Origin of the sequence: Ruficoccus sp. ZRK36, assembly GCF_019603315.1 — a bacterium.
GTDB lineage: Bacteria > Verrucomicrobiota > Verrucomicrobiia > Opitutales > Cerasicoccaceae > Ruficoccus.
On sequence record NZ_CP080649.1, the window covers coordinates 3,328,582 to 3,350,396 of the forward strand.

The window sequence follows — 21,815 nt, forward strand, 5'->3', positions numbered from 1 at the left end:
CGCAATGACGCTAGACTTTCTGACATGAAAGCAAAGATTACCGTGAGATTGAAGAATGTGGGTCGTGGATATGACTTGGACAAGCTACCACCGGCTCTTTTGGAAACCGTCATTGATGCAGCTTCACCCTTGATCGAAGCTGAAATAAACAAGGCGGAAGAACGAGCGATTCAAAAGATTGTCACCGAGAAGTTTGTGGCGAAGGTGATTAAGTCCGCTTTGGAGGGAAAGGCCGGAAGGCGTTCCAAGGCGAGTCCTGACAAGCTAGCGAGGAACGCTTAATACGTTGGTTCCCGCTTTTCATTGCAAAGCTCCCACCACTATAAACCCCCTTGGTCCCCCATTTCGCCGAGTTGCGAATTTGGGGGATATTTGCGAACAGGGTTCGCTCCGCCCTTGGCGGATAGGATCACGCCAAGCACTGCTTGGCGCAGGGTTTATTTAAAAGCCTGCTTTTCCTGCCAAGTCAGGAAAAGAAATCATGCCAGCCCTACGCTTGAACCTGTAAAGGTCGCATTTTTCCGCTCGCTTGTGCAGCAGCGTCGCAGGCTCCTTGCTTCCGCGCTGCGCACAAAAATCTCCACCTTGACAGGACGCCTGCGGCGTCCGCTCCGGGCACGCTCTAGCTTCGCTCGCCGCTTGGCAGGGAAAAACAGGCTTTCAATCACGAGAGTCACAACCCACCAAGCACATGAAACACATCAACGACAAAGAGAATGCCAGTGAACGGCTCGCAAATGCGACCGCGACTTATTGCCCCGAGGATAACAAGCTACGTCTTTACGTAGGGCGCGTCCCGCATGACGAATACCTTGCCCTGAAGGCCGAAGGCTGGACGAGCACGCCGAAACAGGATTGCGATTTTGCCGCCACTTGGACGCCCCGGCGCCGTGACACCTGCCTTGATTATGCGGGCATTATTGAAGATGAAGACATGGAACCGGCGGAGCGATCCGCCGACCGGGCCGAACGCTTCGCCGAATACCGCGAAAAGCGTACCGCCGAAGCCGTAGGCCATGCCAACCGCTACGAGGCAACGCCGCTTGCGCATGGCTACCAAAACGAACAGCGAGCACAACGCGCCGCCGCCCGACATGACCGCATAGCGGGCTATGCTTGCGACGCTTGGAGCAAGGCCGAATACTGGCAGCGCCGCACCGCTGGAGTGATTCAACATGCCCTTTACGTGTCAACGCCGAGCGTTCGCATGGGCCGAATCAAGCGCCTTGAATCCGAACAGCGCAAGCGAGCCGAAGCCGTAGAACAATACAAGAAGCGTTTCCGCAACTGGCAGCAAGTCGCGGCGATTGAAGACCCCAAGGAACAGACCGCCGCCGCTGTTCACGTCGCAAACTTCTGTCACGGCCACCATTACCGCCACCCGCGCCCCGAGTCGGCTACGACCTACGTGCGCGAGCACGGAACCAGCTTGTATTCACTCTTAACGCAGGAAAACGACCCAATTACCGGCGCCGAAGCCGCCGCCCTTTGGTTCAAGGGACAGATTGACCCCGAGAGCGCCGAGTTTGAACACACCAGAATCATGCAATGGACACGCCATTGCGAATTACGCCTTGCTTACGAAAGACAGATGCTCGACGCCCAAGGCGGACGCCTTGCTAGTGTTGAGATTGAGCCGGGCGGGTATATTGGCGGCAAGCTCGTTTACAAGGTCAACAAATCGCCCAAGACCAAGCGCGTAACATCGGTTTCAGTCCTTGGCCCGAAGGTTGAGAGCTGGACTTATCGCGCAACGAATATTCCCGGCACGCAGTGGGCCGAGTATTCGATTGAAACCGAGCGCCTTTCCCCGGACGCCTACACTCCACCGACCAATGAAAGCCGGGCTGAACTCAAACGGATTAAAGCCAAGGTCAAGCAAGCCCAGGCACCGCTAAAGAAATCTTGCCCGCTCATCAACCCGACCCGCGAAGACGCCGAGCGTTTGCAAGCCTTGTGGAATGAAAAGGCTTTGGCGGACGCAAAGCGCCATGCTCGCGTCACGCTTCCCGAACCGTCCACCGTTACCGAGATGACGCAAGCCGAATACAAGCGCACGAGCGCCGGAACCTACGCTAGCGCAAAAACCGTCCACCTTGACCCCGGAGGCCTCGAATGCCGCTCACGTTATTACAAGGTCCAGACGGGCGACGCCGTTTGCAAAGTTCGCCGGATGGATTCAGCAGGGGTGAGCTTTTACCGCGCTGATTCTGTCATCGTGCTGACCGACAAGCCGCAAAAGCCTTTTCCTATCGCCCTCTGGCATCGGGAGACCTATCAACCGGACATTGCGAAGCTGCACGAAGCCATTGCCGCCGCCAACGGCTGCGGAGCCAACGAGCAGCAGGCAAAGCTACTGCGTGAAGCCGACGAAAACGGAATCGTCGATTGCCCATCCACCCATCAAGCGAACTGGACAGACGAAGGCCGTAAGCTCTGCACCGCCTTCTTTGCCCGGCAACGTGAAACCGCCAATATTTAAAACATGCGCGGGAGGTCCGAACCCTCCCGCCTCAACCTTCCTTGAACAATGAAACCAGAAAATTATCACCGCTTGCAACGCTTGCGCTTGGAGAATGGCCAAGCCGGTTTTGACCAAGAAGCGATGCGCCCGCGCTTTGAACGTTTGGCCAATCGGCACGAGAACGGCGCCGCGCCCCGCGCCGTCACCGCATACCAGCTTTTCCAGACGCCGCCCGCTCTGGCCCGCAAGCTCGTCAGCTTGCTTGAACTGGCGCCGGGAGCACGTGTTTTAGAGCCCTCAGCAGGGCTAGGGCGCCTTTTAGATCAATTACAGTCCCATGCCCCCGCTGAGGTTGTCGCCGTCGAAATGGCCCCGCAGTGCGCCGGGGAGCTTTTCCAGCAGGAACGCGAGCGTGTGACCATCAAGCAACGTGATTTCCTCACCGTTACCCCCGGCGAAATCGGTGCCTTTGACGCCGTGGCGATGAATCCGCCGTTTCACATGCGCAGCGATATTGCGCACATTTTACACGCCAGATGCTTTCTAAAACCCGGAGGAAGGCTTGCGGCTATCTGCATGAGCACGGACCACCGGGAGCGGGCGCTAAGACCCTTGTGCGATTCGTGGGAAGTTCTCCCGGCGTCAACCTTTGCCGAGGCAGGGACAAAGGTTGACGCTGTTCTGTTAACGATTAGTCGAGACGCATAAGCGATGAAACGGCTTAGATTGTGCCGAGTTCTCCATGTGCAAATCGCCGCTAGGGCAGAACTAGGCAGGTTTTCAGAGCATAGTCATGTTGCTTTTTCGGCAGGACTTGGCACCTCCAGAGTAAGCAACAAGCAAGCAACAGCGTTGTTGCTTAATCTCGGACATACTGATAGAAAAAGCCCTAACCAATTGATGGTTAGGGCTTTAAAAGTGGTGGCCAGACCGTGAATCGAACACGGGACACAAGGATTTTCAGTCCTCTGCTCTACCAACTGAGCTATCCGGCCAAAGTATTTGGTCAAGAGACGGTTAAGGCCATCTATCAACCGGGAAATTGTAATCAGCGCAAGGTTTTTGCCGAAGTGTGGTGCACTTTGTAAAACGGCTGCCGCCAAGACTGTATGAACTTTCGTAGAACGGGAAAACGGGAGATGCTAGGGCTGCAAGCGCCCCGGTCAACTGGAAAAACCGTAATTTTCAGCGGTTTTTTTCACTTCGGCTGTCTGGGTGTACGGAGTCGTGTCCACGCCCATGACCTCACGGGCAAATTGCTCCATGTCCCAGGCCAGTGGAAGGCGGAAACTGGGGCCGTTTTCGAAGACCAGACTGCCCGCATGCAAAGCCTGACGGCGCATGGGCAGAGCGGCTGCGAGGCGGGGTGTCCAGCCCTCGGTGATAAACTCCAGAAAGAGCGTATCGTCCGGGCCGTAGATTTTGTCCCCGGCGATGGGATGGCCCAGCCAGAAGGCATGGGCGCGTATCTGGTGCTTGCGGCCCGTCTCGGGCTTCACGCGGACCAGTGTATACCCTCCCCCGCTCACGAGCGGCTCAAAGTGCGTGCGCGCCTTTTGCGCAGAGCGGGACTTGCGGACGGTGACACGCGCGGCGACCTCCGATTCCAAATCCTTGGCCAGCGGCTGGTTAACCAGCACCGGCTCGGTCATTTCACCCGCCATGATGGCCAGATAGGTTTTCTCCACCCGTCGCTCCTGAAAGGCCATCTGCAGCCGCCGGGCCGAGGCAGGACGCTTGGCGATCAGGACGAGGCCGCTGGTCTCGCGGTCCAGCCGGGCCACCAGATGCAGAGTCTCCAGCCCGGTCAGCTCCCGACAGGCCCCGACGAGGCTTGACCACGGGCCATTCTTGGAGGGGTGGCAGACGATCCAGCCGGGCTTGTCGATCACGAGCACATCCTCGTCCTCGTGGACGATCCAGCTTTTAAGCTCCTCGGGATCGATCAACTCAGCCTCTCCGCTCAGAAGAGGCCACGTGCTGTAGTGCCGCTCGCTCACGGTTGGCGGATTTTACGCAGGGTGCCGCCGGAGAGCTTGGTCACCAGCACCTTGGGCAGTTTCGAGGAAATGGCGACCCCGGCCTTGTTCCAGAAGCCCGTGGTGACGATCCAGCTATCCTTGAAGTACTTACGCAGGGACTCCTCGACGACCTTGTCCGCGGTGGTCCCGACCTTGATCGGGGACTCCTTGAAACCGGCCGCCCGGAAAAAGTTTGTCGCGGTCGGTCCGGGGCACACACACAGCACCCGCACGCCCTTGTCCTTGAGCTCGTCGCTGAGAGCCAGACTCCAGCTGTGCAGGAAGGACTTGGTGGCGCCATAGGTGGCCATCAGCGGCGTGGGCTGGAAGCAGGCGGTGGAGGCGACATTGATAATTCCGCCCCCGCGCTCGATGAGCTTCGGCATCAGGCGCCCTGCCAGGTGCACGCAGGCGCGCACATTTAGGTCGATCATGCTCAGATCGCGCTCCAGAGACACATCGTGAAATTCGCCGTAACCCCCGAAGCCGCTGTTATTTATGAGCAGCACGTCGCCACCGGGATTTTCGTCGATAAAGGTAAGAATTTCGGGAACGACACGCTCGATTTCCTGTCCTAAAGATAAGTCGCACGGTATGTGCCTTACCCCCTGATCCAGCCACTTTTTGGCAGGTTCCGAACGAGAAAGGTTGCATATCGCGGGATTATCATCTAACTTGCTTATCGAAGCTATGAAGCTTTCCCCAATACCAGAAGATCCGCCCGTCACGATGACGGCGGATATTTTTTTGTCGGCACGCTTTAAGCTATTCATTTCGAGACGGGTGGATAACTGAGAATAAAAAGGTCCATTACGTCACTAACCACTAACCGGAATATGCGTATGAACAATAAAGAAGTGATCATCTCCGGTCTTCATATCGACCTGACCGCAGCCCTCAAGAATCTCGTTGTCGAGAAAACGGACAAGCTGTTCCAGCACCAGGAACGGATTATCCGTATGCGAGTGGAACTCGAGTACAACCTCAATAAGGGTAATGGCAAGTCGGAAGAGTTCATCGCCAAGGGACACATCGAAATCAATGGAGCCCCCATGATTGTGAGTGTTGCCAGCGACGACCTCTACAAGTCGATCGACCAGATGGTCCTCAAGCTTGACCGCAAACTGCGTCGCCGATCACGGCTGCACAGGGTCAAGCGGAAACAGCCTCATGAAGTGGACATCCCGGCACAACTGCCGAAGGTACATGCCGCCTGATACGCGACTCTGTCATAAAAACTTAACCCATATTTACACTCTCAACCCGGCTCGAAAGAGCCGGGTTTCTTTTTGAGTGGGCACAAAAAAACCGGCCTGGCTTCTTTTCACCAGACCGGTTGATTCGAAAAATAAGGCTTCGAGGGTCAACTCTAGGGCTTCATCACGCCCATGTAGGCGGCGATAGCCCCGAGAATCAGGATCGCCCACCACAGGCCCATACCCAGCTGCGGCTTGCGGTTGAGGACGGCCGTGGCGGCCCCGAGGATCAGCCAGATCACGTACTTGGCGATCAGCCAGCCCTCGACGTAGCTGTAGGCGCCACCATAGCGGGCGATCATCCCGAATCCACTGACCAGTAGCAGCAGCAGGCCGATGCCGCTCGTGACAGAGCCGAGCACGCGCAGCTTCTTGTTGTCAGAGTCGAGCAGCCCGCGAATGATCAAGCCACCATAGCCCAGAAACACCATCATCACCCCAAGCAGGTGGATGATCTTATAGAGTTGAACAGTCATGCTTACGGGGGATGGGCTACGAACCCAAACCTGTCAACGGCATTCGGCACCAGGCAAACGCTCCCAAGGACAGAGCCCTTGACCTGTGATCCTTCGGATCACTGATGACTCCGCTTGGAGCGGAGCCATGGGCCGGGGTGCACCCGGTGACATTGATGGCTCCACGAAGGTGGAACCATGAGCAACAGCGGTTGACGCCGCCTCAAACGAACCCCCTTTGCACACTGGCGCAAGGAACAGGCACGCAGAGCATCAATGCCCCCGTTATGACTGGGGCAGCGAACGCAGTGAGCGATGGGGCGGAGCCCCATCAAGCTCCCGCACTGTCACGTACGGGGGTAGGCACACAGTGCCGTAGGGGCGGAGCCCCTCATTGCCCGCGGGGGCACCCCGCGTCGGCGAGAGCCTGGGCCTTGAGGGAGAGCTCGGAGGCGAGGAAGGCGTGCTCCTGGGTCATGGCGTTCTCGGTACGGTTAAGGAAGTCGAGAATGAGCTGCCCGAAGAACGGGAAGCCGACCTTACCGGCGCATTCGATCACCTGATCGCCCTGCTGGTCAGCGAGGAAGATCTGGTTGCCCGTGTTGCTGCGGCCGAAGTCAAAGTACTTGCGGATTTCGATCACGCCCTTGGTGCCGGTGATAAAGCTGCGACCGTCGCCCCAGCCGCGCATACCGTCCGGGGTGAACCAGTTGACGCGCGAGAAGCAGGAGGCACCGGTATCGAGCTTGAGCACGGCCTCGCCGACATCTTCCAGCTCGGGCTTGTCCTGATTGGCCATGTTGTCCACGCGGGCGTGGAGCACTTCCCCACCCTTGGAGCGGGTGTAGTGCAGGAACTGGTCAAACTGGTGCGAGGCGATGTCGGTCAGGATACCGCCGTACTTGGCCTTCTGGAAGAACCACTCGGGGCGCGTCGCTTTGGAGAGGCGGTGCGGGCCAAAGATTTCCATGTGCACGATGTCGCCGATAGCGCCATCCTGGATCAGCTGATCGACGTACCAGGCAGACTCCACGTGCACGCGCTCAGAGTAGTACACCATGTACTTGCGGCCCGTCTCGGCCACCACCTTGCGGGCGGTCTCCAGCTGCTCCAGCGTGGTGAAGGGGCACTTATCGGTAAAGTAGTCGAGCCCGGCCTGCATGACGCGGCACCCGAGCGGTCCACGCTCGGAGGGAATCGCGGCGGCAGCCACGAGCTTGACCTCTTTATCCTCGAAGATGCGCTCCAGGCTGTCCACGGGCTTGGCCTTCGGGAACTTCTCCAGCAGGGCATCCCGCTTGGCAGCGTCCGGCTCGTAAACGTAGCGCAGCTCACCGCCCGCCTCCGTCAAACCGTTACACATGCCATTGATATGGCCGTGATCGAGGTGAGCAGCCGCGAAAACGAATTCGCCGGGCTTGACCACCTGTTCAACATTCGCCGCGGTGGGCGCATAGTTCATGCCGTCTGCTTGCTGTGCCATGGGGTGTCTAAAGCTAGAATGTGTTGCTCATGTTGGAGGCCGCGCCCTTGGGCTGGTCCACCTTCTTCACAAAGGTCGAGGTCTCGATCTTCTTCTTGAGGGCAGTCTCGTAGGCGACGCCGTCGAGCGGGAAGCTCACCGTCTCACCGATGTCGGATGAGTGGATCATGCCGTTGGCCAGCTCCACGGAGTGGATGCCCTCCTCAGCAGGAGCGATAAGGGGTGCCTTGTCGAGGATGGCTGCCGTGAAGTTCTTCAGGATCCCCATGTGCTGCTCACCGCGGCCGCTGGCCGGCAGGGAGATGTCCCAGGTCTCGGGCTTGGCGAAACCGGTTTCGCAGGTCTCGCACCACTCGGTGCTGGTCACCTCGTTACGCAGCCACTTCATAGTATCGCCCTCAATGACGATACGGCCACGCTCGGCGGCGATTTCAAGGCGGTTCGTGCCGGGGGCTTCACCCGTGGTGGTGATAAAGACACCGTTGGAACCATCGGCGTACTCCATGTAGGCGGTCACGTCGTCCTCGACCTCAATGTCGTGGAAACGGCCTACCTGGCAAAATGCGCGGACCTTTTGCGGCATCCCGAAGAGCCACTGCCACAGGTCGATCTGGTGCGGGCACTGGTTGAGCAGCACGCCGCCGCCTTCGCCACCCCAGGTGGCACGCCAGCCGCCGGAGGCATAGTACTGGCGGGTGCGGAACCAGTCGGTGATGATCCAGTTGATGCGGTTGATCTTGCCCAACTCGCCCGAGTCGATCAGCTCCTTGAGCTTACGGTAGCGCGGGTCGGTGCGCTGGTTAAACATCGCGGCAAAGATCTGGTCCTTGTTGGTGTGGGCGGCGATGAGGCGCTCACAGTCGGCCTTGTGCACGGAGATCGGCTTCTCAACCAGTGTGTGCAGACCCAGTTCGAGAGCCTTGATGCCCAGCACGGTGTGGTCGTAGTGAGGCGTAGCGATGACGACTGCGTCGATCAGCCCGCTCTTGAGCATCTCCTCGGCGTCCGTGAAGCGCTTGGCGTCGCCAGCGTCAGCAGCCTTGAGTTTTTCCTCGTCGCGGTCGCACACAGCGGCCAGGCGCAGGCGCTTGATTTCTCCCTTGGAAAGCCGGCCGGCGTAGTGGCCGCCCATGTTTCCCAGTCCAATAATACCAAGTTTTACTTCGTCCATGATCTATAAAGTAGATAAAACGCCACCATAACCAACACGTGTAGGGCATCAAGCTTTTTACCTTCCCGAGGCTAAAAAAACGTGCGAACCAGCGGCCATGCAGGATAAGGGCTCACGAGCCCTATCAGAGTCATGGGCAGTAAATACCTGCACCTGTGCATGTACGAACTCTCTATCTATCCACCCTAATGATTGACTTGGGCACGTGAGCGACCCATCGTGACACACTTCCCCAATTTCCCCGACATATGCTTCAAATTCTGCTTGTTCTATCGGTGATCCTGTTCGTGATCGCCTATCGCTTTTACGGAAAATTTCTGGCCAGTCGCTGCGGCAGCGACGACTCCATCCCCACCCCGGCCTGCACGCATAATGACGGGGTCGACTATGTGCCGACACGAGCCTCGATCGTATTCGGGCACCACTTCTCCTCGATCGCCGGTGCCGGTCCCATCGTGGGCCCGATCTTTGCCGCCCAGTATTTCGGCTGGGGCCCGACCTGGCTGTGGATTCTCATCGGCTCCATCTTCGTCGGTGGCGTCCATGACTACGGCAGCACGCTGATGAGCCTGCGCTTCGCCGGGCGCACGGTCTCCGAGATCACCCGCTCGCTGGTGGGCAAGCGCACCGCTCAGTTCTTCCGGATATTTCTGCTGCTGACGCTGATGTATGTCATCATCGTTTTCGCGGATCTCACGGCAGGCACCTTCCGCACGCAGCCCGCGGTAGCGACGGCCTCGGGATGGTTTGTGGCCACAGCGGTCTTCTTTGGCTGGATGCTGCGCCGCCGGGGCGCAAAGTTCGGGGTGCTGCTCGCGTTTTTTGTGCCGCTGACCTTCGCCGGGCTGGCGGTGGGCCACTACTTCCCCGCCCCAGTTCTGGATAAAAATCTCTGGCTGCTGCTGATCATGCTCTACGCGCTGGTGGCCGCCGTCCTGCCGGTGGACACGCTGCTGCAGCCGCGCGACTTCCTCAGCTCGATGTTCCTTTTCGCCATGCTCGTGCTCGGGCTGGGCGGACTGCTCCTGACGACAGATACCCTCGTGCAGATCCCGATCTTCGAGGGCTTCATCTCCGACAAGGTCAACCCCGGCTACATCGCCCCCATGCTCTTTATCACCGTAGCCTGCGGCGCCTGTAGCGGATTCCATAGTATGGTGGCCAGCGGGACGACCTCCAAGCAGATCAAACGCGAGTCCGATACCCAACGCGTGGCCTACGGCGGCATGCTGCTGGAGGGGGTGCTCGCGGTCTTCGCACTGGCGACGGTGGCCATCCTCAGCACGGAGCAGACGCAGGGGCAAAACCCGGTCGGCGTCTTCTCACAAGGGGCTGCGGTCTTCTTCTCGCACCTGGGTATCCCGCCCGAGGCTGGCGTGGAGTTCGCCGCCCTGACGGTAAGTACCTTTCTGCTGACCACGCTCGACACCTGCACCCGCCTGAGCCGCTTCCTACTGGAGGAGTACTTCGACTGGCGCAACCAGACCAGCCGCTACCTCGGCACGGTGCTCGTCCTCATCCCGCCGACGGCCATGGTCTTCCAAACCTTTAGCGGTCAGCCCGCCTGGAAAGCCATCTGGCCCATGTTTGGCTCGACCAACCAGCTGATGGCGGCACTCGCACTGGTTACCTTTGTGGTCTACCTCAAGGCCAAGGGCATCCGCTACACCTTCGCGCTGATCCCTGCCCTCTTCATGCTGGCGATGCCGCTGCTCGCCATGGGGCTGATGGCCTTCGACGCGGAGCAACCCATGCTCCTGCGCGCTCTCAGCGTAGGCATGCTGCTGCTGGGGGTTTTCGTCTCGGCCATGTCCCTGAACTACGTCCGTCAGCAGGACACCGCTCTCAGCCCGCAATGATATTGCGGGGGCTACGCGCCCCCACCCCCCGCGGCGGAGTGCCTCCGCTCGCATAGATGGGGCTCTGCCCCACTCGCAGATCGTTCGCACTCATTGGGAGGACTCAGTTTTGATGCTCTGCTCAGCGCTTACTTAAACCAGCAATGCTGGTTTAAGTAAGCGCTGACACGATGCGCAGCATCGAAAGTGCAGGCTCTGCCTGCTGCGGGTCTGGGCTGCATAAGCCCAGAAAAACCTAAAACCTAGTAGCTCTTGGCGAAGATGACGCGCTGCGGGCTCGGCTTGCCGGTATAGATGCAGGTGCCGGGCTCGCCGTCGTAGCCGAACTGGCCTTCGAGCGGGATGTTGCGGATCGTCACCTTCATTTCCTTGGCGAGGCGATCCTCGTCCTCGGCGTCGCCGCCCCAGTGAGCGATGGCAAAACCACCGTGGATCTCCGGGCGCTCGGCACTCTTCGGGGTGAAGTAGGCCTTAAAGTCTTCGAGCGTGTCAATCGTCTGCGTGTTGGCGTCGCGGTGGGCCTTGGCGCGGGCGAGCATATCGTCCTGAATGCCCTGCAGGCGCTCGGCCACCGTGGCGACAAACTCGGCGCGGGACAGCCCCTGCTTTTCGCCAGTATCGCGGCGGGCGACGAAGACCGCATTGTTCTCGATGTCGCGCGGACCAGCCTCGACGAGGAGCGGCACACCCTTCTTGATCCAGCTCCAGCGCTTTTCACCACCGCGCATGTCGCGCTTGTCGATCTCGACCTCGACCCGGCGACCGCCGAAGCACTGCTCCTGCAGTTCCTTTTTCAGCGACTCGCAGTACGCGAGCACGGCGTCAGCCGTCTCGGGCTTGTGCATGACGGGCAGGATAACCACATGCGAGGGAGCCAGACGCGGCGGCAGCACGAGGCCGTCGTCGTCGGCATGGGTCATGATAAGCCCACCGATCAGGCGGGTGGACACGCCCCAGGAGGTCGTCCAGGCGAGCTCTTCCTCGCCCTGTTCATTCTGGAACTTAATGCCGCTGGCCTTGGAGAAGTTCTGCCCCAGGAAGTGGCTCGTCCCGGCCTGCAGAGCCTTACGGTCCTGCATCATGGCCTCGATGGAAAAGGTATGGTCCGCTCCGGGGAAACGCTCACCAGCGGTTTTCTCACCACAGATGACAGGCATCGCCATGGTGTTCTCGGCGAAGTCGGCATAGACGGCGAGCATCTTGCGGGTCTCCTCCATCGCCTCCTCGGAGGTGGCGTGGACGGTGTGCCCCTCTTGCCAGAGGAACTCCGCGGTGCGCAGAAACAGACGGGTACGCATCTCCCAGCGAACGACGTTGGCCCACTGGTTGATGAGGATGGGCAGATCGCGGTAGCTCTGCACCCACTTGGCATACATTTCGCCGATAATGGTCTCGGAGGTTGGGCGCACGATAAGCGGCTCCTCCAGCGGGCTGTCAGGCTTGAGCCCGCCGTTGCCATCGTCCACGAGGCGAGAATGCGTCACCACGGCACATTCCTTGGCGAAGCCCTCGACGTGGGCGGCTTCCTTTTCGAGGTAACTCTTCGGGATGAAGAGCGGGAAATAGGCGTTCACGTGACCGGTGTCCTTAAACATCTGGTCGAGCACGCGCTGGATGTTTTCCCAGAGGGTGTAGCCCCACGGCTTGATCACCATGCACCCGCGCACGGGCGAATTTTCCGCCATGTCGGCGGCCTTGATGACCTGCTGGTACCATTCCGGGTAGTCCTCGGCCCGCGTCGGGGTGATGGCTGTCTTCGCTTTTGCCATAAGGGGTCACAATGCAAGCGCCCGCGCCCGCCGTGGCAAGCGTGGAAAACGCCACCCGCAAGGTTTGCTGCAGAGAAATGCCCTCACCACCCCGGATCGCTCAACTCAGACCAGCCAGGCGAAGACTTACCTCCGGGCCTAGACCGCGAACGTCTTCGGCTCGGGAAAGGATGTGCCCGGCGACCAGACACCCTTGATCGAAATGACTGCCGGGTAGGCTGGCAGGCCGACCTGATTACTCTGGAGCTGGGAGGCCAACTGCTCAATCGCTGCCCGCCCAAGCTCCTCCGTAAAGGGGTTAATCCCCGCCATCCCCGGCTCGTCTCGCTGCACGAGGTTGATCAGGCGTACATCTTCCGGCACGCGCACCCCGGCGTCCCGCAGGTTACCCTGCACCCCACTCCCGGCGACGAGGATGACCTCGGGCCGGTGCTTGAAATACCACGGGGCAACCGCCGCGCGGTGCTCCAGGTCCGTCTCCGAGATCAACACCGGCACCTGGTCGCGCTTTGGGGTACGCTGCTGAAAATACAGAAAGCGCGAGGCCCAACGCTGGTTCGTGTGATCGTCCACCCGACGGGTGATGGCGAAGCCAACGCGCTTCAGGCCGGCTTCGTCCACCTTTCGCAGGGCACAGTCGATGTCGTAATAATAGTCGGAGACGACCTGGTTAAAATGTGTCAGCAGAGGATTGTAGCCGATCAGCACCGTACTGAATGCAGACCAGTCCAGCTCGGGGTAAACCGACAGGCCATCGTCCCTCCCCGGAAAAAGGATAATCCCGCGGATGCCGCGCGTCTTTAGTATCTGCGTCAGGCGAGCACCCGAGAGGGGCTCCTTACCGAGGAAAAACTCGTCCACACGGTAGCCGGTGGCATCAGCCGCCTGCTCAAGCGCACGGTAGATGAGAGAGTAATAGGCATTCGAAAACTGGCCATGCTGGCCGGGCTTACCGAACAGACTGATCAACCCCAGCGTCGTCTGCCCGACCTGACTGCGGCGGGTCCGCACCTGCGTCATCAGCGCGGACACCATCGGATTCGGGCGATACCCAAGCTCATCAGCCGCCTGGCGGATGGCCGCCACTGTCTTGGGCTTGAGGGCTTCGGGCTTACGCAGGGCGAGCGAGACCGTGGACAAACCGTAGCCGGTCTTTGCTGAAATGTCTTTGAGCGTGGGGGTTCCGTCGGGCATGCGTTTCGAGGCTTTCCAAACTGGGCTGTTCTTTTACGAACCCTTTTGATAGTGATAGACTTGAACGGCTTCAAGCAACGTTCAATTGGCACCGTTCATATCCGTCCACATCATCGACTTATGTTACTCGCATTCTACCCGCGACTACGCCCCGCCCGTGCAGGCTTGGTGATGTTAACGCTGTCTTTGATCCTGAGCGGATGCCAGCCCTCCGGCCCGGAACAAGGTAAAACGGCACCCCCACCGTCCGAAAAATCAACAAGCCAAGCCACCGCCGCCTCCCCTGCTGCACCGACCGAGACCACAGCGCAGGAGCCAGTCTCTCCCCCGACTAAAACCGCTGCGACTGGGCTGCATTCACGCCGGGAGCTTTTGGAGGCCGCTGCCAAGGACCCCGCACTGGCCGAGCAGCGAGATGTCTTTATCCACGAGGCCCGCAAGCTTCTGCAAAAACCCGTTATCTACCGCCCGAACGATCTCGAAGAACTCAAGGCCCAGGAGGGTCGTATCCCCTGGGACCGTCGCTACGCAACCGCCGACGAGTCCATTCGCGAGACCTTTGCCCTAGCCCGCTCAGACTCGATGGCTCTCGGCTCTATCGTCAACGAGACCAACGCTCTTGCCAGCGCCTACGTTCTCACCGGCGATCGTGTCTTCCTCGATCGGGCGCTCGCCCAGATCGACGAGCTAACCGAGTGGGACCCCGTCCAGCGCCCCGGATGGACCTCCTACGGCACGAAAAAGCTCCCGCCCCCAGGCGGCGATGGTGTCTGGCTGGCCACCGGTCGCGCCATCCAGGCATGCGTTGACATCCTCGACATCCTCCCGCAGGAAGACGTCCCCCCCGAGCTGCGCGCAAAGATTGATGCCCTCATGAAGCGGGAAATGGAACGCATCCTCGAAGACTGGAAGGCGCAACGGCCCTGGTACGTACGCTCGCACGCGGTCTACTCCAACCAGTGGGCGATCCCCATGGGTGGCCTCGTCAACGCCGCCCTTTACCTCGGCAAAGACAAGTACCCCGAGGCCTACGAGTACGGCATCTCAGCACTCACCGAGACCCTCGACTCACAGGGTAAAAAGGGGGAGTTCGTCGAGGGGCTGGACTACTCCGGCGCCACCATGCGCTGCCTGTTCTCCCCCGCCTACAACACCGCGCTGGCCGGTGACCGCCGTCTCATCGACCACCCCTTCCTCAAGTCCTACCCGGTCTGGCATGCCATGCACATCCAGCCCGGCGGCTACATCGTCAACCCGTTTGACGCCGGGTTCGGGGCGCGTGGCGGGCTGAGGCACTTTATCAGCATTTACTCAGACATGGCCGTCATGCTCGGCAGCCCTCAGGCCCTCTGGGTCCTGCGCACACAGGGCGTGCCGGATAAGAAGACCGTCAACGGCCTGCTCGCAGCCTCCCTGCCCGATTCACAGATGGCCGAGCCGCCCCTCTACGATAACTTCCCCAAGGCCACCATGGTCGTATGGCGCGACAGCTGGGACGAGGACGCCTCCGGCTTCTGGATGCGGGGCGGTGACGAGTCCGACTTCCACGACCACATGGACCGCGGGCACATCAACTTCATCGTCAACGGACGCGCCATCCTCATGGAGGCAGGCACTCCGGGCTATGGTCGCGAACGCTTCTTCGCGGACTATCGCTCTATCGGTGGCCATAACGTGCTCCAAATCGGCGACTTTGACATAGACACCGCGACGGATGCCCAGCTCACTACCGCAGGCCAGCCCCGCACCAGCGAGCACCGCGCGGCCCCCGTCGAAGTCGACTGGATGGATGAGGTGGGCGGCTCGGCCACCGCCGACATGAGCGCGGTCTATCCCGATGTCGAGCTGTGGACACGCACCGCCGACTGGGATGCGACCACCCTGGAAGTCACCGATAAAGTTGTCATGGAAAAGCCCGACATAGTGCTCTTCCGCTGGCACCTCGGCTCCCCCGCCAAGGACGTTAGCTGGATACACGGCAAGCTACCAAAGGAAAGCGTCACGCTTGAGGAAGGCGTCCTCACGGGCGAAGGCTACACCATCCACTTCTCAGCCGATCAGCCGATCACCGCCCGCGTCGAGGTGCGTCCCGATAACACGCAGGGACACCTCAGTGAGCACTACTGCCTGATCATCCGATCAGCCGCCCCTGTTGACGAGCTTACCCTGACCACGAGCATCGACGTGACAGAGTAAGGTTCGATAAGGCGGCATTTTCAGCGTCCAGATCCCGACTTTCGCACGGTTTCCAGGAAAATTGAACGGTTTCATTAATGTTCACTTTGCCCCTGCAAGGCCGCTACGCCTTAATCATAGAATGAATCTATCCTGACCGCTTTCCCTTTAGTGGATTGAGGTCAGCGGAAACAACGACCTCGAACACAGCATGTCCAGCTCCCCCAAACCTACGATCATCGTCCGCTCCTCCTGGCAAACGGTCAACATCGGCGACATCGGCCACACCCCCGGCCTCCTGCACCTCCTCCAGCAGTATCTGCCAGAGGCTCATCTCGTCCTGTGGGGCTGCAAGCTCGATAATGGCGTGCTGGAAATGCTTCAAATCCAGTTCCCCAATGTCGAGATCCTGACCGAAGACATCAGCTACGAGCCGATCCCCTCCTCAGAGTATGGCCGCCAGGTATGGGAAAATGCGGACCTGTTCGTGCATGGGTCCGGCCCCGGGCTCATCATGAAAAGCAGTATCGAGGCCTGGGCCGCCACCGGTAAGCCCTACGGCATCTACGGGGTCACGCTGGAGAAGTTCCCGCCCGAGAACATTGAGCTGCTCAGTGGTGCCCGCTTTGTTTTCTGCCGCGATACGGTCAGCCTGACACAGGCACGCGCCCACAAGGTCAAGTCACCGTGTCTTGAATTCGCCCCGGACGCCGCTTTTGCCGCCGATGAGCAGGACGAGACACGCGCCACGGCTTTCCTCGCTGAGCATGGGCTTGAGGAGGGCGAGTTCATCTGCGCCCTTTCCCGCCTGCGCTACACACCGTATTTCCTCATCCACAAGCGCGAGCCGAACGAGACGGAAATCGAGAAGTCAAAGATCAGCCAAGCGCACAAGGTCACCGACCATATGCCGATCCGCACGGCCATTATCCGCTGGGTGCGCGAAACTGGTAAAAAGGTCCTCCTGTGCCCGGAAATGACCTACGAGATCGAGCTGACAAAGGAGCAGCTTTTCGACACCATGCCAGAGGACGTGAAGCCCTTCCTCGTCTGGCGCAGCACCTACTGGTGCCCCGATGAGGCAACCAGCGTCTACGCCCGCTCGATTGCGGTTCTCAGCATGGAGATGCACTCGCCGCTGCTGGCCTTCGCAGTCAATATCCCGGCTATCTACCTGCGCCTGCCCACGGACACCTGCAAGGGGCAGATGTGGCGCGATGTCGGCCTGCCGGAGTGGATATTTGAGGTCGAGGACTCAGACGGTGACGACGTGGCCGAGACCCTGCTGAACATCTACAACCAGCCCGAGCGCACCCGCCAGAAGCTCGCCCAGTCTCGCCAGCATGTCGAGTACCTCCAGCGCCACTCCATGAGCGTGGTCAGTGAGTGTCTGCAAGAAGCGGTCGCCCAGCGGCTGTCTCCTGCCGCTCAGGCCTGAGCGATTACCTGGATAGCCTCCCCAAAACTGGCTGACGGAGCGCAGTTACCTGAGAAATGGATTAATAAGTATGCCTAAGAGCAGGACTTGCATAGAGGGCACACGATTGACAGGTATTTAAGATAACAATGCCCATTAAGAACGTTCTACTGATCATCGCTGACGACTGGTCCCCCATCGCCGGTTGCTATGGCGACACCATCGTCAAAACCCCGCACATCGATGCCCTCGCCGCTCGTGCCCTGCGCTTCGACAATGCCTTTTGCACGACGCCCTCCTGCGCGGCCTCGCGCGCCAATATCCTGACCGGCCAGTACAGCCACACGCACGGCCAGTACGGACACTGCCACGGCGTACACGCCTTTAACACCCTGCCCGGCATCAAGACCCTGCCCGCCATGCTGAAGGACACGGGCATCACCACCGCTCTGGCCGGCAAGACACACTTCGCACCGGATGCGGCCTACCCCTTTGACTTCCGCCAGGAGCTGATGTCGCCCGAGCTGGCCAAGTTCTCTAATCGCCGTATGGCCGATGCCGTTGAGGAGTGCTTTAATTTCGTCGGCGACAGCCCCTTCTACATGCACGCGGCCACCGGCTATCCGCACCGCATTGGGGGCGACTTCGACCCCGAGCTGGCCGCCCGCGAGTTTGGCCCGACGGATGCGACCTACTCCCCCGAGGAGATCCCTGTGCCCGCCTGGCTCCCCGGCACCCCTGAGGTGCGCCGCGACCTGTGCGAGTACTACCGCTACATCACGCGCTTTGACAACTTCGTCGGTAACACCCTCGCCTCGCTCGACAAGCACGGCAGCCGCGACGAGACGCTCGTCATCCTTCTTTCGGACCACGGCATGCCATTCCCCGGCGCCAAGGCCAGCTCCTTCGAGGCCGGACACCTGTGCCCGCTGATCATCGCTCACCCGGATGGCCCGCAGGGCGCCTCCACCGATGCGCTGGTCAACTGGACGGACCTGCTGCCCACCATCCTCGAAGCCCTCGGCCAACCCATCCCCGAGGACCTGACCGGCCGCAGCCTGATGCCGCTGCTCGACCAGCCCGACGCCCCCGGCTGGGACGCACCCATCGCCTACTCCCACAGTTTCCACGAGATCACGAACTACTTCCCGTATCGCGCCCTCCGTGGCCCACGCTACAAGTACGCCTGCCATCTCGCCCTGGGCGCGGACATGCCCCTGCCCACAGACCTCTACGATGCGCCCTCCTACAAATCCATCGAGGAGACCGGCGGCTCTGAGCAGCGCACGCACAAGCGGCTGCTGCGCCACGAGCGTGAAGCCCTTTACGACCTGCAAAACGACCCGTACGAAACCGTCAACCTGATCGACGAGCCGTCCCTGCAGGACATACGCCGCGACTATGCCGAGCAGCTCACACAGCTGCGCATCCGCACCAGCGACCCGTGGCTGGAAGTCGATTTCCAGGATGGCATGCTGCCCTCCCGCGTCGGCGATCTCGATCTGGCCAAGGAAAAAGCCGTCATCGCCTGACCCACTCCACCGGTCTAGCAAGCAGGCGGCAAGCCGTCAGCACCCCGCGTATTCATTTTCCATGACAATACGAAAGCGTTGGTGTCTCTTATTCGCCCACAAAAAAGGCGCGAAGCATAAGCTTCGCGCCCTATGACGCACAAAGCAGGTCCATCTGGACCGGCACTCTTATAGATGGGTATCAGGGCTAGGCAAATACCCAGCCCCTCAAATCAAAAGTAGCCGCCGCGGTCGTGGATTTCCTCAGCCGTCAGACCGGCTGCCACCCACTCCTTGATCTCGCCTTCGTTGCGCTCGATCTGCTCGGCACGCTCGAGGACGGTTACCGCCAGCTTACGCGGGATGACCAGCGCACCATCGATGTCGGCCAGTAGAATGTCACCGGGCTTGATCATGAGATCACCGACAAAAATCGGCACCTGATAGCCCACGATCTTGGTGTGGGACAGCGCGCCGTTACTGGTGCGATAGCGGTACCAGATCGGCAGGCCCTGGCTCAGAATGTCCTTGGTGTCGCGAATACCGCCGTCGATGATCGCACCGCGGCAGCCACGTTTGAGCGAGGCCTGCGTCATGACGCCGCCCCAGTGCGAGGCATGGTCATCACCATTGGCATTCCAGATCACGACATGGCCGGGCTTGAGCTCGTCGAGCATCTTTACCCGTACTTCCATCTCGCCGCCCATGGTCGGGTCCTTCACGGCCTTGACCGTAAAGGCTTCGCCGCAGACGACCATATCGTCGCGCAGCGGCACGATATTCGTCGGCAGGGCCTGATTAGGCAGGCACATCTCACGCAGCACATCGTTGACCGCGCCCGTGTAGAGCTTTTCATAGCGCTCGCACAGTTCCTGCAGAGGGATGCTCAGCTCTACCGTTTCGACGGTGTCGCGCATCTGCTGCAGCTTGTCTACTTTCATCTGGGATGACATAATCTTGGAATTCCTTTCGAGGATTGCAGGGTTGTTGATTTTTAAAGGCTCATGCCGCCATCGACATAGATATTCTGCCCGGTCAGGTAACCGGCAGCATCACTGCACAGCAGCAGCGCTGTGCCCGCGCAGTCAACAGGCTCACCGATACGCCGTACCGGGATCTTGCCCATGACGACTTCCTTGTAGGCCTCGTCAGCGAGACGGCCGAGATTGCGGTCCGTACCGATAACGCCGGGCGCGAGGTTGTTCAGGATAATCCCGTCCGGGGCAAGTTGCTTGGCCAGGTTGCGCATCAGGCTTGTCTGCGCGCACTTGGTGGCCGCGTAAACCAGCATGTCCGGGTGCGGCACACTTTCCTGCACACTGCCCACCGTCAGGATGCGGCCCCAGCCGCGCTCCTTCATGCCGGGCACGACGAGCTGGAGCAGCTCAAAGGTGCTGCGCAGGTTGACGTTCACCTGCTGGTGAAAATGCTCCAGGTTGATCTCCAGCCAGGGCTCGGGTATCTGCACGGAGGCGTTGCACACGAGGATGTCCAACTTCCCAAAGGCCGCCGTCACGGCCTCATAGATCCGTCCCGGTGCACCGTCCGCGCCCAAGTCCTCCATCACCACCGCGCTTTTGACCCCAAACTTTTCCACCTCAGCGGCAGCGGCCTTGGCCTTGTCACAGGAGGAGGTGGCATGGATGGCGACATTTGCCCCGGCACGGGCCAGGGTCAGCGCGATCGCATGGCCGATGCCGCGCGAGGAGCCGGTAACGAGGGCCGTGCGGCCGCTCAGATCAAACAGGGAGGATGTGTCCATAATGCGTAAATCGGGTTAGTGGGTTGGCCGTATTATAGCCCACCGACGATCGGATACCAGTCTGGACGCTTCGGGTCCTGATGGAAACGCGCGTAGTAGTCGCCACGCTTTTCGTACTCGCGCTCGTACTTCTCCATCTTTTCCTCGTCCAGCTCGACGCCAAGACCGGGGCCCGTCGGGACCTGGATGCAGCCGTCCTTATAGGGCATGAGGCCACCGGCGATGATGTCGTCGGTCAGATAGTGGTAGTGCGCGTCCCCGGCAAAGGTCATCTCGGGGATGGTCGAGGCGGTGTGCAGCATGGCAGCCAGCTCGATCCCAAACTCCGCCCCACTGTGCATGGCAACCCCGAGGTTAAAGGTGCGGCAAATCGCGGCCAGGTCCTTAACCCCGCGCGGGCCTTCCCAGTAGTGGATGTCCGTCAGCACGATGTCCACCGAGCCCATCTTGACCGCCGGAGCGAGGTCGTCGAATTTGTTCGGGTACATGTTTGTGGCCACCGGGATGTTAACCTGCGAGCGGACAGCGGCGTTTCCGTTGAGGCCCCAGGAGGGGTCTTCAAAGTACTCGATCGCGAGCGGCTCCAGACGACGCCCGATGCGCACGGCGGTCGGGACCGACCAGACGCCGTTCGGGTCGATGCGCAGGCCAAAGTCCGGCCCGAGGCGCTCCCGGCAAAGCTCCAGCACACGGGCTTCTTCACCCGGCTCCATCACACCAGCCTTGAGCTTCATCGACTTGACGCCGAGTGTTTCGTTCAGCTCGACACACCAGTCAGCCATGTCCTCGGCGCAGGCGTCGTCCTTACCGTCCGGGCGGTCATAGCGCCAGAACAGGTACGCGATCATCGGGATCTGGTCGCGCACACTGCCGCCCAGCAGATCGCTCAGGGAGCGGTTCATCGCCTTACCCTGGATGTCGAGGCAGGCCATTTCGATGGCAGCGTACAGGCGCGCATTCGACATGTAGTAAATGCTGCGCAGCACCTTCAGCTTGATCGCCTCCAGATGAAACGGGTCCATCCCGACGATGCGGGGCTTGAGTTTCGTCAAGGCACCGCGCTGGTCACCGCCTCCGACTTCACCCAGGCCGACGATGCCCTCGTCGGTGATCAGTTCCAGGACTGTCCTCAGGAAATATCCCGGATGGACACCGGTATTGTGACGTAGCTGACAGGTCAGCGGGATGGCGACACAGCGCACCTTCAAGTCAACGATCTTCATGATGACGCAGATTTTTTCCCTTTACACCTAGACCGTCAAAACATAATTGATAACA

The 21,815-nt window shown here is 60.2% G+C and carries 18 protein-coding genes and 1 tRNA gene; 8 read left to right on the forward strand and 11 right to left on the reverse strand.

The genetic code is table 11. The features are described from left to right. Window positions 1-24 precede the first annotated feature (24 nt). From K0V07_RS14540 to K0V07_RS14550, 3 genes are all read left to right on the forward strand, one after another. On the forward strand, window positions 25-282 hold the full coding sequence (locus K0V07_RS14540; protein WP_220622113.1) for a hypothetical protein: 258 nt from the start codon (window positions 25-27) through the stop codon (window positions 280-282). 409 nt (window positions 283-691) lie between these two features. Further along, complete coding sequence (locus K0V07_RS14545; RefSeq protein ID WP_220622114.1) at window positions 692-2,482, forward strand: DUF3560 domain-containing protein; 1,791 nt, start codon at window positions 692-694, stop codon at window positions 2,480-2,482. A gap of 48 nt (window positions 2,483-2,530) precedes the next feature. Then, window positions 2,531-3,172, forward strand: coding sequence for a class I SAM-dependent methyltransferase (locus K0V07_RS14550; RefSeq protein WP_220622115.1), 642 nt, complete (start codon window positions 2,531-2,533; stop codon window positions 3,170-3,172). Between the two features lie 211 nt (window positions 3,173-3,383). Here the strand turns inward: K0V07_RS14550 and K0V07_RS14555 are convergent. From K0V07_RS14555 to K0V07_RS14565, 3 genes are all read right to left on the reverse strand, one after another. Beyond that, window positions 3,384-3,459, reverse strand: a tRNA-Phe gene (locus K0V07_RS14555). A 168-nt stretch (window positions 3,460-3,627) separates the two neighbouring features. Continuing rightward, complete coding sequence (locus K0V07_RS14560) at window positions 3,628-4,464, reverse strand: pseudouridine synthase (protein WP_220622116.1); 837 nt, start codon at window positions 4,462-4,464, stop codon at window positions 3,628-3,630. Next, window positions 4,461-5,258 (reverse strand): SDR family NAD(P)-dependent oxidoreductase, encoded by a 798-nt coding sequence (locus tag K0V07_RS14565; RefSeq protein ID WP_220622117.1) that lies wholly within the window; start codon window positions 5,256-5,258, stop codon window positions 4,461-4,463. The genes K0V07_RS14560 and K0V07_RS14565 overlap by 4 nt, the downstream gene beginning before the upstream one ends. A gap of 69 nt (window positions 5,259-5,327) precedes the next feature. Here K0V07_RS14565 and raiA point away from each other — a divergent pair, with 69 nt between their 5' ends. Continuing rightward, window positions 5,328-5,702, forward strand: a complete 375-nt coding sequence (gene raiA / locus K0V07_RS14570; protein ID WP_220622118.1) for a ribosome-associated translation inhibitor RaiA — start codon at window positions 5,328-5,330, stop codon at window positions 5,700-5,702. A 152-nt stretch (window positions 5,703-5,854) separates the two neighbouring features. Here raiA and K0V07_RS14575 read toward each other — a convergent pair whose 3' ends face one another. The 3 genes from K0V07_RS14575 to K0V07_RS14585 all read right to left on the reverse strand — a co-directional run bounded on the left by K0V07_RS14575 (window position 5,855) and on the right by K0V07_RS14585 (window position 8,850). Then, entirely contained in the window at window positions 5,855-6,217 is a 363-nt protein-coding gene (locus K0V07_RS14575; protein WP_220622119.1) for a hypothetical protein, read from the reverse strand. A gap of 370 nt (window positions 6,218-6,587) precedes the next feature. Next, a complete protein-coding gene (locus K0V07_RS14580; RefSeq protein WP_220622120.1) occupies window positions 6,588-7,679 on the reverse strand; it encodes a Gfo/Idh/MocA family oxidoreductase in 1,092 nt (363 codons plus the stop codon). Window positions 7,680-7,692: 13 nt separating this feature from the next. Beyond that, window positions 7,693-8,850, reverse strand: coding sequence for a Gfo/Idh/MocA family oxidoreductase (locus K0V07_RS14585; protein ID WP_220622121.1), 1,158 nt, complete (start codon window positions 8,848-8,850; stop codon window positions 7,693-7,695). A gap of 248 nt (window positions 8,851-9,098) precedes the next feature. Between K0V07_RS14585 and K0V07_RS14590 the strand changes: the two genes are divergently transcribed. Beyond that, the gene (locus tag K0V07_RS14590; protein WP_220622122.1) at window positions 9,099-10,709 is read left to right on the forward strand and encodes a carbon starvation CstA family protein; all 1,611 of its coding nucleotides are present in this window, start codon (window positions 9,099-9,101) and stop codon (window positions 10,707-10,709) included. Between the two features lie 242 nt (window positions 10,710-10,951). Here K0V07_RS14590 and proS read toward each other — a convergent pair whose 3' ends face one another. Continuing rightward, window positions 10,952-12,478, reverse strand: a complete 1,527-nt coding sequence (gene proS, locus K0V07_RS14595; protein WP_220622123.1) for a proline--tRNA ligase — start codon at window positions 12,476-12,478, stop codon at window positions 10,952-10,954. 138 nt (window positions 12,479-12,616) lie between these two features. Continuing rightward, entirely contained in the window at window positions 12,617-13,672 is a 1,056-nt protein-coding gene (locus K0V07_RS14600; protein ID WP_220622124.1) for a LacI family DNA-binding transcriptional regulator, read from the reverse strand. A 186-nt stretch (window positions 13,673-13,858) separates the two neighbouring features. Between K0V07_RS14600 and K0V07_RS14605 the strand changes: the two genes are divergently transcribed. From K0V07_RS14605 to K0V07_RS14615, 3 genes are all read left to right on the forward strand, one after another. After that, on the forward strand, window positions 13,859-15,868 hold the full coding sequence (locus tag K0V07_RS14605; protein ID WP_220622125.1) for a heparinase II/III family protein: 2,010 nt from the start codon (window positions 13,859-13,861) through the stop codon (window positions 15,866-15,868). 190 nt (window positions 15,869-16,058) lie between these two features. Next, window positions 16,059-17,285, forward strand: coding sequence for a polysaccharide pyruvyl transferase family protein (locus K0V07_RS14610; protein WP_220622126.1), 1,227 nt, complete (start codon window positions 16,059-16,061; stop codon window positions 17,283-17,285). Between the two features lie 128 nt (window positions 17,286-17,413). Beyond that, a complete protein-coding gene (locus tag K0V07_RS14615) occupies window positions 17,414-18,796 on the forward strand; it encodes a sulfatase (RefSeq protein ID WP_220622127.1) in 1,383 nt (460 codons plus the stop codon). Between the two features lie 212 nt (window positions 18,797-19,008). Here the strand turns inward: K0V07_RS14615 and K0V07_RS14620 are convergent, their stop codons facing one another. From K0V07_RS14620 to K0V07_RS14630, 3 genes are read right to left on the reverse strand one after another with little or no spacing between them, the layout of a single operon-like run. Further along, window positions 19,009-19,716 carry an RraA family protein gene (locus tag K0V07_RS14620; protein ID WP_220622128.1) on the reverse strand — a complete coding sequence of 236 codons (708 nt, stop codon included), beginning with the start codon at window positions 19,714-19,716 and terminating at the stop codon, window positions 19,009-19,011. Between the two features lie 53 nt (window positions 19,717-19,769). Beyond that, complete coding sequence (locus K0V07_RS14625) at window positions 19,770-20,537, reverse strand: SDR family oxidoreductase (protein WP_220622129.1); 768 nt, start codon at window positions 20,535-20,537, stop codon at window positions 19,770-19,772. Between the two features lie 32 nt (window positions 20,538-20,569). After that, window positions 20,570-21,760: an enolase C-terminal domain-like protein gene (locus tag K0V07_RS14630; RefSeq protein ID WP_220622130.1), complete on the reverse strand. Its 1,191-nt coding sequence runs from the start codon at window positions 21,758-21,760 to the stop codon at window positions 20,570-20,572. Between the last annotated feature and the right edge of the window lie 55 nt (window positions 21,761-21,815).

Coding starts and splice junctions, on each gene's coding strand:
- K0V07_RS14540 (WP_220622113.1), top strand. CDS start 25: ATGAAAGCAAAGATTACCGTGAGATTGAAGAATGTGGGTCGTGGATAT.
- K0V07_RS14545 (WP_220622114.1), top strand. CDS start 692: ATGAAACACATCAACGACAAAGAGAATGCCAGTGAACGGCTCGCAAAT.
- K0V07_RS14550 (WP_220622115.1), top strand. CDS start 2,531: ATGAAACCAGAAAATTATCACCGCTTGCAACGCTTGCGCTTGGAGAAT.
- K0V07_RS14565 (WP_220622117.1), bottom strand. CDS start 5,258: ATGAATAGCTTAAAGCGTGCCGACAAAAAAATATCCGCCGTCATCGTG.
- raiA (WP_220622118.1), top strand. CDS start 5,328: ATGAACAATAAAGAAGTGATCATCTCCGGTCTTCATATCGACCTGACC.
- K0V07_RS14575 (WP_220622119.1), bottom strand. CDS start 6,217: ATGACTGTTCAACTCTATAAGATCATCCACCTGCTTGGGGTGATGATG.
- K0V07_RS14580 (WP_220622120.1), bottom strand. CDS start 7,679: ATGGCACAGCAAGCAGACGGCATGAACTATGCGCCCACCGCGGCGAAT.
- K0V07_RS14585 (WP_220622121.1), bottom strand. CDS start 8,850: ATGGACGAAGTAAAACTTGGTATTATTGGACTGGGAAACATGGGCGGC.
- K0V07_RS14590 (WP_220622122.1), top strand. CDS start 9,099: ATGCTTCAAATTCTGCTTGTTCTATCGGTGATCCTGTTCGTGATCGCC.
- proS (WP_220622123.1), bottom strand. CDS start 12,478: ATGGCAAAAGCGAAGACAGCCATCACCCCGACGCGGGCCGAGGACTAC.
- K0V07_RS14600 (WP_220622124.1), bottom strand. CDS start 13,672: ATGCCCGACGGAACCCCCACGCTCAAAGACATTTCAGCAAAGACCGGC.
- K0V07_RS14610 (WP_220622126.1), top strand. CDS start 16,059: ATGTCCAGCTCCCCCAAACCTACGATCATCGTCCGCTCCTCCTGGCAA.
- K0V07_RS14615 (WP_220622127.1), top strand. CDS start 17,414: ATGCCCATTAAGAACGTTCTACTGATCATCGCTGACGACTGGTCCCCC.
- K0V07_RS14620 (WP_220622128.1), bottom strand. CDS start 19,716: ATGAAAGTAGACAAGCTGCAGCAGATGCGCGACACCGTCGAAACGGTA.
- K0V07_RS14625 (WP_220622129.1), bottom strand. CDS start 20,537: ATGGACACATCCTCCCTGTTTGATCTGAGCGGCCGCACGGCCCTCGTT.
- K0V07_RS14630 (WP_220622130.1), bottom strand. CDS start 21,760: ATGAAGATCGTTGACTTGAAGGTGCGCTGTGTCGCCATCCCGCTGACC.